Genomic DNA, 14,253 nt, shown 5'->3' on the forward strand with positions numbered 1-14,253 from the left:
AAGCGCGACGCGTTGCCGGCCGCGGGCCGGGCAGCGGTGATGCGGTGCTGAAACGGACCGGATGAACCGGGCCGCGATGCGTGTCGCCTTCGTCTGTCGTCCGGCAGCCGTGATGGCGGCCGGCGGCGCGCCGGGTGCGGTGCACCCCGACGTCGCCACGATTGTGTGTGCCCGGTGCGCGGGCGGCAAACGATATTTCCGAACAGGGTGATGCGGGATTGTCATCAACTTGCGGCGTGCCGCGATGCGTCCGATGGCCCCGCCGCGGGCTTTGGAAACGTCCCATGTCGACGCCAATCCGCATCCGGTCGATCCGTCGAGGTATTGCGTTTTCGGAATGAAGTCGTGAGTTAATATCAATAGCGGGCCGACTTGTGGCCACCGACAATGTGTTTCATGGATCGTGCCCTGCGAGGCGGGGCCGCGCCGGACGGCGCACCGGGCCTGCCGCGCGGCGCATCCGCTTGCACAGGGCGCGCGAACGCGCTCCAATCGAATCACGCGGGCGGCGCTGCCGCCGCACCGATCAATCTGTCCCTGAAGAGGAAGTGATGCAATTCAACGACATTCTTGCCGCGCTCGACATCGATCTCGCCCAGTGGAAAGGCAATGCGCTGACCGCGCGTTCGCCGCTCGACGGCGCGACGCTCGCGACGCTGGCTGTCGACACGCCCGCCGACGCCGAGCGCAAGATCGACGCCGCGCACGACGCATTCCTCAAGTGGCGCACGGTGCCGGCGCCGGTGCGCGGCGAACTCGTGCGCGTGTTCGGCAACGTGCTGCGCGAGCACAAGGCCGAGCTCGGCCGCCTCGTCACGCTCGAAGCCGGCAAGATCACGTCGGAAGGCCTCGGCGAAGTGCAGGAAATGATCGACATCTGCGATTTCGCGGTCGGTCTGTCGCGCCAGCTTTACGGCCTCACGATCGCCTCGGAGCGCCCGGGCCACCGGATGATGGAAACGTGGCACCCGATCGGCGTGTGCGGCGTGATCTCGGCGTTCAACTTCCCGGTCGCCGTGTGGGCGTGGAACGCCGCGCTCGCATTCGTGTGCGGCGATTCGGTCGTGTGGAAGCCGTCCGAGAAGACGCCGCTGACCGCGATCGCATGCCACGTGCTGCTGCAGAAGGCGATCCGCGAATTCGAGAAGACCCACCCGGGCGTCGCGCCGGCGGAACTGAGCCAGCTGGTGCTCGGCATGCGCGATGTCGGCGAGGTGCTGACGGCATCGAAGAAGGTGCCGGTCGTCAGCGCGACGGGCAGCGTGCGGATGGGCCAGGAAGTCGCGAAGGTGCTGAGCCAGCGTCTCGCGCGCGGCATCCTCGAACTCGGCGGCAACAACGGGATGATCGTTGCACCGAGCGCCGATCTGGATCTCGTGGTGCGCGCGGTCACGTTCGCGGCGGTCGGCACGGCCGGCCAGCGCTGCACGACGCTGCGCCGCCTGATCGTGCATCGCAGCCTGGTCGAGCAGCTGCTGCCGCGCATCGAGAAGGCCTACGCGTCGGTGAAGGTCGGCAACCCGCTTGAAGAAGGCACGCTGGTCGGTCCGCTGGTCGATCGCGCGTCGTTCGATGCGATGCAGAAGGCGCTGGGCGATGCACGCGAGCAGGGCGGCGAAGTGAAGGGCGGCGAGCGCGTCGACGTCGGTCACGCGGATGCGTACTACGTCCGTCCGGCCATCGTGCGGATGCCGAAGCAATCGGCGGTGGTCGAGCGCGAAACGTTCGCACCGATCCTGTACGTGATGGTCTACGACAACTTCGACGACGCGATCGAACTGCACAACGCGGTGCCGCAAGGCCTGTCGTCGGCGATCTTCACGAACGACATGCGCGAGGCCGAGCAGTTCATGTCGGCAGCGGGCAGCGACTGCGGGATCGTCAACGTGAACATCGGCACGAGCGGCGCGGAAATCGGCGGCGCGTTCGGCGGCGAGAAGGAAACGGGCGGCGGCCGCGAGTCGGGTTCGGATGCGTGGAAGGCTTACATGCGCCGCGCGACGAACACGATCAACTACAGCCGTCAGTTGCCGCTGGCGCAGGGCGTGAAGTTCGACGTTTGATGCGGGGCGCCCGGATGGGCGCTGCGCGGGCGTAGAAAGGGCCGGCTGCCGCGTTGCGGTGCCGGCCCTTCGTTCATCTGCGCGACGGCAAGCGCGCGAGCCGCGTCATGCGTCTCCTGCCACCGGCATGTTCTGCACCACCAGCATCTGCGGGCTCGACAGCGTGATTTTCGCCGCGCGCAACTGCTTCAGGATCTCGAACAGCAGGTCGCTCTTCGTCGAACCGGCGATCCGCGGGCTCGACACGTAGCCCGTCACGCTCAGCGTGATGCCGTCCGGCGTGAGCTGGCTGAACGTGACCGACGGGGCCGGCTTCTCGAGAATCGCCGCATGCGAGCCATAGGCTTCGAGCAGCAGGTCGCGCACCTGCTCGGGATCGGTGTTCAGCGGGAACGTCAGCACCAGTGTCGCGACGCCCTGCGTGCTGTTGCCCATCGTCACGTTGCGCAAGTTCTGCGAGATCAGTTGCGAGTTCGGCACGATCACGGTCGAGCGGTCGCTGAGCTGGATCTCGGTCGCGCGCACGTTGATGCGGCGGATGTCGCCTTCGACGCCCGCGATGCTGATCATGTCGCCCACCTTCACCGGGCGCTCGGTCAACAGGATCAGCCCCGACACGAAGTTCTTCACGATCTCCTGCAGGCCGAAACCGATACCCACCGACAACGCACTGACGATCCATGCGAGGTTGTTCCACCGGACGCCGAGCAGCCCGAGCGTCATCAGCACGAGCAGCACGTAGCCGACGTTGGTGAACAGCGTGATCAGCGACACGCGCATCCCGGTATCCATGCCGAGCGCGGGCATGAACTCGTTGTCGAGCCAGCGGCGCAGCGAGCGCAGCAGGTAGAAGCCGATCGCGAACCCGATCACGGCGTTCATGATCCGGTCGGGCATGATGTTCAGGCTCTGCAGCCGCTGGCTGCCGATCATCGCGACTGCACTGTCCATCAGGTCGCCCGGCGTCGTGCCGAAGCCGCCCGTCAGCAGCGCAATGGCCGCGATCAGCATCAGCAGGCTCGTGCCGAAGCCGGACAGGACCGTGCGGGCCTGGTCGAGGTGACGATCCTCGAGTGCGAACAGGTGCTTGATCTGCTGGCCCGTCGTCAGGCTCGACGAGAACAGGCTTTCGCTCGCGTCGCGCGTCAACTGGATCAGGATGTAGGTGGCGCCCAGCACGATCTCGAACCACACGAGCTCGTAGGTAATGAAGCGCGCGACCGTGATGTAGCCGATCAGGAGTGCGATCAGGGTCGCGACGATGGCCAGCGTGACGGCGGCATGGATCAGCCCGGCGAGCGTCGAGCGCTGCTCGGGCGCTTCGCCGGCGGCCGCGAGCGCGCTGCGCGCGCGGTTCGAGCGCAGCAGCGACGCACCGACCGTCACCGCGACGACGAGCGACACGATCCCGCGGCCGAACAGCGTGACCGACAGGCTGGTGTCGACGATCCGGTTGATCGATTCGAGCGTGCCGGACACCAGCAGCAGCGCGGCCAGGATGCCGGGGAACGGCTTCATCGCGAGCGCGACGGGATCGGCGAGCGCGGGCAGGCGCCACGACGGATGCTTCGTGCAGAGCAGCGCACGGCCGAGCCCGGCGATCAGCGCGCAGGTCGTGGCGAGCTTCGCGAACTGGTCCCACAGATCGTTCAGCGCCGGCGTGAGGTCGTAATGGCGCGCGACGGCGAGGTAAAAGATCTGGACGGCGATGGCGGTTGCCAGCAGCGTCGCCAGCGCGGTCGACAACGCCAGTGCGCTGCGGCGCAAACGGGTGGCCGGCAGGCGGTTCACGCAGAACCACGCGAGCCCGCGCTCGATGAGCCGGCGGCCGCCCATCCATGCCGCGAACGCGGCGACCAGCAGCAGCACCGTGATCGCCTTTTGTCCGGGCACCCACGACGAGCGCAGCATGTCGAGCATTTCTTCGTCGAAATCCCCGAGCCGCTGGGTGTCGTCCGGCGAAAGATGGAACAGCGGCAGCCAGAACTGCGCGCTGAAAATGCCGCCCGAACGGAACGCGAGCTGGTTCTTCAACAGGCCGCGATGCAGCTTCGCGAACTGCTCGTTCAGGTTCGTGAGGCTGGCCTTCTGGTCGGCGGCCTGCTTCAGCGCTGCATCGAGCTGCGTCTTGCGTGCGTTGAGCGTGGCCCGTTGCTTCGCGACGGCCGGCGTTTCCGGCGCGGCGCCTTCCGCAGGGGCGGGGCCGAGCACGTCGAGCTGCCCCTGGATCTGCGCGCGCTGCGGCACGAGATCGCTCTGCAGCTTCTCGACATCGGTGCTCAGCTCCTGCGTCGAGTCGCTGAGCCCGTCCAGCTCCTTGCTGTTGGACGCGGTCGAGGTCTGCTGCTTGATGCGGTCCAGTTCGGCCTGCATCTGCTTGAGTTGCGCGACCGCGTCGTTCAGCGAGATGGTCGGGACGGGCGCGCCGACGCCGCTCGCGTTCGGGGCCGAGGCGGCCGCCGGAAACGCCGACGCGGTTGCGATTGCCGCAAACTGCAGCAGCGCGATCAGGGCGATCCGGCGAGCGTAGGTGGATAGTCGTTGTATGGACATGGAATGCTTACGATTTGCCGACAATTCAGGTCGCCGAAAGGCGCCCGGAAGCCGGTGGTTGGCCCGGTAGCATGTTACCGGGGTGTGGAACGCGTGGTTGTACCGATTGCGTACCCCGTTTGTGGCGATTCCGATGGTGCGTGCCCGCGCGAAACGGCGCACCAGGCCCGGACAGTGGGGCCGGCGCCGCCGCGATGTGGCGCCGGATAGCCGTTCCGGCGCGTTTCCCGTACCCGACAGACGGTTACGCAAGTTACACAATATCTGGCGCAACAATGGGGTATCCGAAGCGGTTCGGTGGCCGGGGGCTGCACGTCATCGCATTCGAGATATATCGGGGCCGGGGTGCGCTCGCACCGGACGGACCTGCCGGTACAATGCAGCGATTCGCCCGACGGCGGCTCGCGGGTCGCCGGACAACAACACGACACGATCAGGAGACGCGCCCACGATGGCCTCAACGGACAGCCTTTCGCAGGCACCTGCCCAATCCCCACCCGTCGATCCCGGCGCCATCTCGGCCCGCCTCGACCGCCTGCCGCCCACCCGCACCGTCTGGAAACTCGTCGTCCTGCTGAGCCTCGGCTTCTTCTTCGAGCTCTACGACCTGCTCTATAGCGGCTACGTCGCCCCCGGCCTCGTGAAAAGCGGGATCCTGTCGGCGACGACGCACGGCCTGTTCGGCACCACGGGCGTCGCGAGCTTCATCGCCGCGCTGTTCTCCGGGCTCTTCATCGGCACGATCGCATGCGGCTTCCTCGCCGACCGTTTCGGCCGCCGCGCGATCTTCACCTGGTCACTGCTGTGGTACACGGCCGCCAACGTCGTGATGGCGTTCCAGGACACCGCCGCCGGGCTGAACTTCTGGCGCTTCGTCGTCGGTCTCGGCCTCGGCGTCGAGATGGTGACGATCGGCACGTACATCTCCGAACTCGTCCCGAAGCAGATCCGCGGTCGCGCATTCGCGTGCGAGCAGGCGGTCGGGTTCGTCGCGGTGCCGGTGGTCGCGTTCCTCGCGTACCTGCTCGTGCCGCACGCCCCGTTCGGCCTCGACGGCTGGCGCTGGGTCGTGCTGATCGGCGCGCACGGCGCGCTGTTCGTGTGGTGGATTCGCCGCGAACTGCCGGAAAGCCCGCGCTGGCTCGCGCAGCAGGGCCGGGTCGAAGAAGCCGATCGCATCATGCGTGCGCTCGAGGCGAAGGTCGAAGCCGAATACGGCCGGCCGCTGCCGCCGCCCGCGCCTGCCGAACCCGTGCCGCCGCGCGGCAGCTTCCGCGACATGTGGGTGCAGCCGTATCGCAGCCGCACGATCATGATGACGATCTTCAACGTGTTCCAGACGGTCGGCTTCTACGGCTTCGCGAACTGGGTGCCGACGCTGCTGATCAAGCAGGGCATCACGATCACGTCGAGCCTGATGTATTCGAGCGTGATCGCGCTCGCCGCGCCGATCGGCCCGCTGATCGGCCTCGTGATCGCCGACCGCTTCGAGCGCAAGTCGGTGATCGTCGCGATGGCGGCGGCGATCGTCGTCTGCGGGCTGCTGTTCAGCCAGACGACGGTGGGCGCATTCCTGATCGTGCTCGGCATCGGCCTCACGCTCGCCAGCAACATCATGTCGTACAGCTTCCACGCGTATCAGGCCGAGCTGTTCCCGACGTCGATCCGCGCACGGGCGGTCGGTTTCGTCTATTCGTGGAGCCGCTTCTCGGCGATCTTCTCGTCGTTCGTGATCGCGGCCGTGTTGAAGGGCTTCGGTACGTTCGGCGTGTTCGCGTTCATCGCGGGCGCGATGGTGATCGTGATGGCCGCGATCGGGTTCATGGGGCCGCGCACGAAAGGCATCGCGCTCGAAACCATCTCGAAGTAACCGGAGGTTGCGCACGCACGCCGCGAGATTCGTGCAGCGTGCGTGCGATGCGATGGCGATTGCATCGCGCGCAGGGCGTGTACCGCATATCGGGAATGATCTGGCATACGAATCGATTTTGAAGATCCTGTCGTGCCTTGGCGAAACACACCGCTTCCTGTCGATCTCGAACGCTCAATAAACCAGACTGCCACGTAACGAAAAAGCGAGCGGCAACGAGTTGAAACAAAGCGTGACGAAGCGAAAAACCGCGACGTTCGTCCCTGCCGATTCTTGCCGGGACGCGTAAAATGAAGGGCCTGACGACTCATTAGCCGCCATCGGACCGACCGCGTTGCAACAGCGAACGGCTCCGCCGCGAAGAGGCGTCGGCGCCGGGCGCACACGATGCGCCGGACGTGTCGATGGCTCGCGCGGAAGATGCGCCGCCCGCAACAGCAGCATGCGGCGGCCGGATCGGCCGATGGCTTCGAACGTATGATGCCTTTCAGCTTCACGCGGCGATTTGCGAAGCCGCGTTGCCTTGCCCGTGTCGCCGCTGCGTGTATTGGGATCGCCGCGGCACTGCCGATCTCCATGCTCGTCGAGCGGCCTGCCTTTGCGGCATCCGACGCATCGGCGCCCGTCGCTACGTCGTCCTCATCAGTCGAGTCGCCCGCATCGGCAGCTTCTCGGGCGCATCCCGCTTCGGCGGCGCATGCATCGTCGGGTGCGCCGGCGGCCAAGCCCGCGCCTGCCGCATCACACGCGCATCCCGTGGAGCCTGCCAGCCCGGCGTCGGGCGCATCGAGTGCATCGGGCGCATCCGCAGCATCCGCAGCATCCGCCGCCGCACCTGCATCGGCCGCTTCTGCCGCGCCCGCCAGCGAAGCCGAGGCCCCCGCACCGACACCGCCGCGCCAGCATCCGCCCCTGTCGGCCGAAGAGGCAAAAAATGCGACGGCGCACGCGATCGACATGCGCAAGCGCTTCACGCAGGAAGTCACGCGGCGCCTGAACGTGCCGGCAAGCGAGCAGCGCGCGTACGGCGAGCGGCTCCAGAAGGCGCTCGCCGACGCGGACCTCGGCGACCTCGCCGGCGAATACATCGCGATGGTCGACCGCGCGCCGAACGTCCAGGCGCTGTTCATCTACTTCCGCGCGACGCCGGCCAACGCGTGGATGATGATCGGCGCATCGCCGGTCGGCACCGGGCTGCCGGGCAAGTACGACCATTTCCTGACGCCGCTCGGCGTGTTCCATCACTCGCCGGACAACATGGATTTCCGCGCGGAAGGCACGACGAACGAGAACGGCATTCGCGGCTATGGGCACCGCGACATGCGCATCTACGACTTCGGCTGGGTGGACGGCGAGCGTGGGTGGGGCAAGGGCGGCGTGTCGGCGATGCGCTTCCAGATGCATGCGACCGATCCCGATCGCCTCGAAGCGCTGCTGGGCATCCGGCACTCGAAAGGGTGCGTGCGTATTCCCGCATCGCTGAACACGTTCTTCGACCAGCACGGCCTGCTCGACGACGACTACCAGGCGCGCGTCGAGGCCGGCAAGTCGCTGTGGGTGCTGCGCCGCGATCGCGACATCACGCCGATCGCGGGCCGCTACCTGGTCGTGATCGACAGCGCACGCAAGACGCGGCCGGCGTGGTCGCCGTTGCCGGGGCGCAAGGCGTGGTCGAAGCTGCCGAAGGGCGGCGACACGGCGGACTGACAGCCGGCGTGGCGGGCACGGGAGCGATCCGGATGAGAATAAATCCGTTTTATTGAACCATAATAAAAGCAAACTTTTATTATCCGATCCGGGTTCGTATAGTCGAGGCCAGTTTCGCGGAACCCTGCCGCGCCTGGACCACCACCGATCACACGACCCGATGAAAACTCTCTACAAGCTCGCCCCGCTCGCGATGCTCGGCGCCTTCGCGACGCATGCCTGTGCGCAAAGCAGCATCACGCTGTACGGTCTGATCTCGGCCGGTGTCGGGTTCGCGACCAACCAGGGCGGCAAGAACGCCTGGCAGGCGCTGTCCGGCACGAACCAGAACCCGCGCTGGGGGCTGAAGGGCAAGGAGGATCTCGGGCAGGGGCTGTCCGCGGTCTTCCAGCTGGAGAACGGCTTCAACGTGATGACGGGCACGGCCGCGCAGAACGGCCGCGAGTTCGGGCGGATGGCCTACGTCGGCCTCGCCGACCGCACCTACGGCTCGCTGACGTTCGGCCGCCAGTACGACGCGATCCACGACTACATCGGGCCGGTGATCATCGCGAGCAACGGCGTGAACATCGGCGACAACGACAACGGCTACAACGACATCCGCGTGCAGAACTCGGTGAAGTACGTGAGCCCCGTCTACTACGGCCTGAAACTCACCGCGCTGTACGGCTTCAGCAACGCGACGGGCTTCGCGAACAACAGTGCATACAGCTTCGGGCTCGGCTACGAGCAGGGCCCGCTGCGCTGGAGCGCGGTCTACGCGCAGTACAACCATCCGTACAGCGCGACGAACCAGGACGGCGCGATCGCCAACGACTACGCGTCGCCGCTGCTGATCTTCAGCAAGAGCGCGATGTCGCCGGCGGCTTACGCGAGCCGGCAGCGGATCGCGGGCACGGGCGGCTTCTACACGATCGGCCGCGCGCAGTTCGCGGCGATGTTTACCGACGTGCGCTACGATTACCTCGACAATTCGCACCTGCACCTGCAGAACCTCGGCGTGAACGTCGTCTACACGATGACGCCGCAGCTCTTCCTCGGCGCCGCGTATGCGTTCACGAACGGCAAGTACGACGTGATCGACAAGCGGCCGAAATGGCACCAGGTGAACCTGCAGGCCGATTACTTCCTGTCGAAACGCACCGACGTCGCGCTGACGGTGATCGCGCAGCAGGTGGCCGGCGACGCGGACCATGCGCAGATCTTCGCGTATGCGCGCTCGACCGGCACGCGCCAGATGATGGCGACGCTCGGCGTCCGGCATGTTTTCTGAGCGCCCGACCATGACCCATCCGATCGCATCCCGCCGCACCTTCCTGAAGCTTTCCGCCGCGCTGGCCGGCAGCGCGCTGCTGCCCGAAACGGGCGCGTTCGCGGCCGGCGGCGAGGCCGCGCGCCGCACGGTGATCATCGATACCGACCCGGGGCAGGACGACGCCATCGCGATCCTGTTCGCGCTGGGCGCGCAAGACCGGCTCGACGTGCGCGCGTTGACCGCCGTCGCGGGCAACGTGCCGCTCGACCTGACCGAACGCAATGCGCGCATCATTCGCGACTGGGCCGGCCGCACGAAGACGCTGCCCGTCTATGCTGGCTGCCCGCGTCCGCTCGTGCGCGACCTCGTGACGGCCGCGAACGTGCACGGCAAGACGGGGCTCGAAGGCGTCGAACTGCACGAGCCGCGCGCACCGCTGGCCGCCGGTCACGCGGTGTCGTATCTCGTCGATACGCTGAGCCGCGCGGCGCCGGGTAGCGTGACGCTGTGCGCGCTCGGCCCGTTGACGAACATCGCGACCGCGTTGGTCGAAGCGCCGCAGATTCGCGGCGCGCTGCGCGAAATCGTGCTGATGGGCGGCGCGTTCTTCGAGCGCGGCAACATCACGCCGGCGGCCGAATTCAACATCTACGTCGATCCGCAGGCGGCCGAAGTCGTATTCGGCAGCGGCGTGCCGATCGTCGTGCTGCCGCGCGATGTCGCGGTGAAAGCGCCGATCACGCCGGCGCGCGTCGCGCCGTTCCGCGCGCTCGGCAACCGCTGCGGCGCGATCGTCGCGGACATCATGGATGCCGAACTCGCGTACAACAAGAAGCGGCGCGGCGTCGAAGACGCGCCGATGTACGACCCGACCGCGGTCGGCTATCTCGTCGATCCGACGCTGTTCGGCGGCCGCAAGGTGAACGTGATGGTCGAGACGACCGGGCAGTGGACGCTTGGCGAAACCATCGTCGACTGGAACGGACGCAGCGGCCGTACGGCGAACGCGACGTGGATCAACGAGGTCGATGCGGACCGCTTCTACGCAGTGCTCGTCGAGCGCATCGCGAAGCTGCCCTGAAGGCGGGCAGTCACGCGGCGAACCATGAACGGTGAACGTGGAAGCAATCAGATGTGCTTCGCAATCCACTCGCGGCACGCGCGCACGTGCGGGCCGCGATCGTCGCCGGCGAGCGAGATCAACGAGATCGCGCGCGTGACGCGCGGCTTGTCGACGCGCAGCGCGACGAGTTCGGGATCGTGCAGATGCATCGTGTAGAGGCTCGGCAGCACGGCGGTCGCGAGGCCGTTGCGTGCGAGCGCGTAGAGCGGCTCGGTGTATTCCATCCGGTACGTGACGTTCAGGCGCAGCTTCTCGGCGCCACCGGTGCGATGCAGCGATTCGCTGACGCTGCCGCGCACGAACACCGCGAGCTCGCGATCGACGAGCTTGGCCCACGTGACGCTCTTCGCACGGGCAAGCGGATCGTCATGCCGCACGACGATCACGATCTCGTCCTCGAAGAGCTGCTGGTAGCGCAGCGTGCCGTCGTCGCTGTCCGGTTCGCGCACGCCGATGCCGAGATCCGCGACGCTGTCGCGCACGGCTTCGACGAGCGCGCTGTTCGGCAGGTCGGTGAGCGTGAAACGCAGCGTCGGATGCGCGTCGCGCAGTGCGTTGAGCGCGGGCAGCAGGCGGCCCGCGACCGACGGGATGAACGCGATGCGCACGGTCTGGATGCGTTCGCCGATGAGCCGCGTCATGTCGTCGAAGGTGCCGCGCGCCTGGTTGAGCAGGCGTTCGGCGAGCGGCAGCACGGCTTCGCCGGCAGAGGTGAGGGTGAGCCGGTGCGCGGAACGCGCGAACAGGCGCCCGCCGAGGAGGAACTCGATCTGTCGGATCGACGCGGTGAGCGCGGGCTGCGTGAGCGACAGCGCCTGCGCGGCCTGCGTGAAGCTGCGTGCGTGAGCGAGCACGACGAAGTGCTGGACCTGCCGCAGCGTGAGCGCGGGCAGCAGCGACGAGCGGTCGGACGACATCGGGCAATAACGGTCGGGATGCGGTACGCGGCAGTATAAGACCGCACTGCGTGAATCGACACAGGACAATATTCGGAATCACAGGAGAACCACCATGTCAGCGACTGACACGATGCCGGCGCGAGCGCCGGCCAACTGGCTCGAACGCCGCTTCGCGCTCGCCGCGCGCGGCACGAGCGTGCGCACCGAGACGATCGCGGGCGTCACGTCGTTTCTCGCGGCCGCGTACCTGCTCGTCGTGATCCCGTCGCTGCTCGCGACGGGCGGCATGGAGCGCGGCGCGGCGACGACCGCGACGATCATCGTGTTCGTGCTGTTCACCACGCTGATGGGGCTCTACGCGAACCTGCCGTTCCTCGTCGGCCCCGGCATCGGCGGCTCGGTCATCATCGGCGTGACGCTCGCGACGACCGAGCACGTCGGCTGGCAGACGGGCCTCGGCATCGCCTGCGTATCGGGCGTGCTGTTCTTCCTGCTGACGATCCTCGGCGCGCGCGGCGTGGTGGTGCGGCTGATACCGGTGCAGATCAAGCTCGGGCTCGGCGCGTCGATCGGGCTGTTCGTCACGATGCTCGGGCTGCGCAACGCGGGGATGGTCGTCGCGAACGCGAAGACCAACGCGTTCGCGCTCGGCGATTTCTCGCGGCCGGGCGCGCTCGTCGCGCTGATCGGCCTCGCGGTCGCGATCGTGCTGCAGGCGCGCAAGGTGCCCGGCGCGATCCTGATCGCGATCCTCGTCGCGGCTGCGGCCGGCGTGCCGCTCGGCGTCACGCATTTGCCCGCGTCGTTCGTGTCGCTGCCGCACAGCATCGCGCCGATTGCGTTCAAGCTCGACATCGGCAGCGCGTTGAGCCTCGCAGCCGCGCCGTACCTGTTCGCGTTCTTCGCGGCGGAATTCTTCTCGACGCTCGGCACGGCGCTCGCGGTCGGCGCGAAGGCGAACCTGCTCGACGAACAGGGCAACCTGCCGAACATCAACCGGCCGTTCCTCGTCGATTCGCTCGCGGCGACGCTTGGGCCCGTGTTCGGCATTCCCGCGCTGACCGCGCTGATCGAATCGGCGGCAGGCGTCGAGGCCGGCGGCCGCAGCGGGCTGTCGTCGCTGGCGGCGGCCGTGCTGTTCGCCGCGATGCTGCTGTTCGTGCCGGTCGCGCTCGCGATCCCGAAAGAGGCGACGGCGCCGGCGCTGATCCTGATCGGGCTGTCGATGTTCGCGACGATCCGCCATACGCATTTCGACGACTTCACCGATGCGCTGCCCGTGATGTCGATGGTGCTGCTCACGCTGATGTCGAACAGCTTCGGCACCGGCATCGCGGGCGGGCTGCTGTGCTACGTGCTCGTCAAGCTGCTGGCCGGCCGCTGGCGCGACGTGTCGTGGGGGCTCGTCGTGCTCGCGCTTCCGCTCGGCTACTACTTCTGGACCGTCGTGAAGGCGCACTGAGAGACGGCTTTCGCGACGCATCGGCACTACCAAAAAAAGAGACTGCAATGAAGGGAACACCAGGTAACGTCCCGGCCGCGCGCACGGGCATCGAGATCACGCCGGCCCATCGGGCCTTCTTCCACGCGCTGCCGAAGGTCGAGCTGCATTGCCACCTGCTTGGCGCGGTGCGGCACGACACGTTCGTCGCACTCGCGGAGCGCAGCGGCGCGCCGATCGAGCGTGCGGAGATCGACGCGTTCTATGCGCGCGGCGAGAAGTCGGTCGGCGTGCTGCACGTGCTGCGCGCGCTCGACCAGTATCTGCTCACGCAGCCCGACGACCTGCGGCGGATCGCATACGAGTATCTGGAGGATGCGGCCGCGCACAACGTCCTGCATGCGGAATTCTTCTGGAATCCGACAGGTACGGTGCGTGTGTCGGGTATCGCGTATGCGGATGCACAGGCCGCGATCGTGACGGGTATTCGCGACGCCGCACGCGACTTCGGGATCGGCGCGCGCCTGATCCCGAGCATCGACCGCGAGCAGGATCCCGACGAAGCGGTGGCGATCGTCGAATGGATGAAGGCGACTCGCGCGGACGAAGTCGCGGGAATCGGGATCGACTATCGCGAGAACGACCGGCCGCCGGAGCTGTTCTGGAAGGCTTACCGCAATGCACGCGCGGCGGGCTTTCGCACGACCGCGCATGCGGGCGAGTTCGGGATGCCGTGGCGCAACGTCGAGACGGCCGTCGATCTGTTGCAGGTCGATCGCGTCGATCACGGCTATACGATCGTCGACAACCCGGAGCTGTGCGCCCGCTATGCGGAGCGCGGGATCGTCTTCACCGTCGTGCCGACGAATTCGTACTACCTGCGCACGCTGCCGCCGGAGCAATGGGCGGAACGGCACCCGATGCGCAAGATGCCGGGCCTCGGGCTGAAGATCCATCCGAACACCGATGATCCGACGCTGCACAAGGTCAATCCGTCGGAGGCGTGGGAGCTGATGTTCAGCCATTTCGGCTTCACCGTGGCCGAGCTGAAGCAGTTCATGCTGAACGGGATCGATGGCGCGTGGGTGGACGACACGACGAAGGCTGCGTGGCATGCGGCGTGGGCGCCGGAGTTCGACATGCTGGCAGGTACGCTCGCGGGGGGCTGAGCGCGGCTGCGTTTTACGCTGGCCGGTGCTTCAACCGGCCGGCGACTCGTTGTGACGGAACAGCTGTGAGACGCCCGGCAGGCCGCCAGCGTCGAGCAATTCCGCGTAGCGGTACAGCAGGTTCGCGATCGCGACTGCGCCGTGGGTCATTCGGGCTCAGCCGTCGTTGAACG

The 14,253-nt window shown here is 67.2% G+C and carries 9 protein-coding genes; 7 read left to right on the plus strand and 2 right to left on the minus strand.

Translation table 11 applies throughout. The features are described 5' to 3' along the window. Positions 1 to 551 precede the first annotated feature (551 nt). Positions 552 to 2,063, plus strand: coding sequence for an L-piperidine-6-carboxylate dehydrogenase (gene amaB, locus CFB82_RS20345; RefSeq protein ID WP_069252500.1), 1,512 nt, complete (start codon positions 552 to 554; stop codon positions 2,061 to 2,063). 105 nt (positions 2,064 to 2,168) lie between these two features. Here the strand turns inward: amaB and CFB82_RS20350 are convergent, their stop codons facing one another. Next, on the minus strand, positions 2,169 to 4,616 hold the full coding sequence (locus CFB82_RS20350) for a DUF3772 domain-containing protein (RefSeq protein ID WP_089485038.1): 2,448 nt from the start codon (positions 4,614 to 4,616) through the stop codon (positions 2,169 to 2,171). Positions 4,617 to 5,067: 451 nt separating this feature from the next. On the opposite strand from CFB82_RS20350, the gene CFB82_RS20360 reads away from it, so the two are divergent. The 4 genes from CFB82_RS20360 (at position 5,068) to CFB82_RS20375 (ending at position 10,529) form a co-directional block, all read left to right on the plus strand. Then, a complete protein-coding gene (locus CFB82_RS20360; protein WP_089485040.1) occupies positions 5,068 to 6,486 on the plus strand; it encodes an MFS transporter in 1,419 nt (472 codons plus the stop codon). 387 nt (positions 6,487 to 6,873) lie between these two features. Beyond that, on the plus strand, positions 6,874 to 8,193 hold the full coding sequence (locus CFB82_RS20365) for a hypothetical protein (RefSeq protein ID WP_089485041.1): 1,320 nt from the start codon (positions 6,874 to 6,876) through the stop codon (positions 8,191 to 8,193). 160 nt (positions 8,194 to 8,353) lie between these two features. Then, on the plus strand, positions 8,354 to 9,466 hold the full coding sequence (locus CFB82_RS20370) for a porin (RefSeq protein ID WP_089485042.1): 1,113 nt from the start codon (positions 8,354 to 8,356) through the stop codon (positions 9,464 to 9,466). Between the two features lie 10 nt (positions 9,467 to 9,476). Beyond that, positions 9,477 to 10,529 carry a nucleoside hydrolase gene (locus CFB82_RS20375; protein ID WP_089485043.1) on the plus strand — a complete coding sequence of 351 codons (1,053 nt, stop codon included), beginning with the start codon at positions 9,477 to 9,479 and terminating at the stop codon, positions 10,527 to 10,529. Positions 10,530 to 10,576: 47 nt separating this feature from the next. Here the strand turns inward: CFB82_RS20375 and CFB82_RS20380 are convergent, their stop codons facing one another. Then, positions 10,577 to 11,488, minus strand: a complete 912-nt coding sequence (locus CFB82_RS20380) for a LysR family transcriptional regulator (RefSeq protein ID WP_089448332.1) — start codon at positions 11,486 to 11,488, stop codon at positions 10,577 to 10,579. Positions 11,489 to 11,582: 94 nt separating this feature from the next. On the opposite strand from CFB82_RS20380, the gene CFB82_RS20385 reads away from it, so the two are divergent. Both CFB82_RS20385 and add read left to right on the plus strand, forming a co-directional pair. Beyond that, positions 11,583 to 12,932: an NCS2 family permease gene (locus CFB82_RS20385; RefSeq protein ID WP_089485044.1), complete on the plus strand. Its 1,350-nt coding sequence runs from the start codon at positions 11,583 to 11,585 to the stop codon at positions 12,930 to 12,932. 47 nt (positions 12,933 to 12,979) lie between these two features. After that, a complete protein-coding gene (add, locus tag CFB82_RS20390; RefSeq protein ID WP_089485045.1) occupies positions 12,980 to 14,080 on the plus strand; it encodes an adenosine deaminase in 1,101 nt (366 codons plus the stop codon). Positions 14,081 to 14,253: the final 173 nt, after the last annotated feature.

Source organism: Burkholderia sp. HI2714, assembly GCF_002223085.1.
Classification (GTDB): domain Bacteria; phylum Pseudomonadota; class Gammaproteobacteria; order Burkholderiales; family Burkholderiaceae; genus Burkholderia; species Burkholderia lata_D.

Coding starts and splice junctions, on each gene's coding strand:
- CFB82_RS20360 (WP_089485040.1), top strand. CDS start 5,068: ATGGCCTCAACGGACAGCCTTTCGCAGGCACCTGCCCAATCCCCACCC.
- CFB82_RS20380 (WP_089448332.1), bottom strand. CDS start 11,488: ATGTCGTCCGACCGCTCGTCGCTGCTGCCCGCGCTCACGCTGCGGCAG.
- CFB82_RS20375 (WP_089485043.1), top strand. CDS start 9,477: ATGACCCATCCGATCGCATCCCGCCGCACCTTCCTGAAGCTTTCCGCC.
- CFB82_RS20385 (WP_089485044.1), top strand. CDS start 11,583: ATGTCAGCGACTGACACGATGCCGGCGCGAGCGCCGGCCAACTGGCTC.
- CFB82_RS20350 (WP_089485038.1), bottom strand. CDS start 4,616: ATGTCCATACAACGACTATCCACCTACGCTCGCCGGATCGCCCTGATC.
- CFB82_RS20365 (WP_089485041.1), top strand. CDS start 6,874: ATGCGCCGGACGTGTCGATGGCTCGCGCGGAAGATGCGCCGCCCGCAA.
- CFB82_RS20370 (WP_089485042.1), top strand. CDS start 8,354: ATGAAAACTCTCTACAAGCTCGCCCCGCTCGCGATGCTCGGCGCCTTC.
- amaB (WP_069252500.1), top strand. CDS start 552: ATGCAATTCAACGACATTCTTGCCGCGCTCGACATCGATCTCGCCCAG.
- add (WP_089485045.1), top strand. CDS start 12,980: ATGAAGGGAACACCAGGTAACGTCCCGGCCGCGCGCACGGGCATCGAG.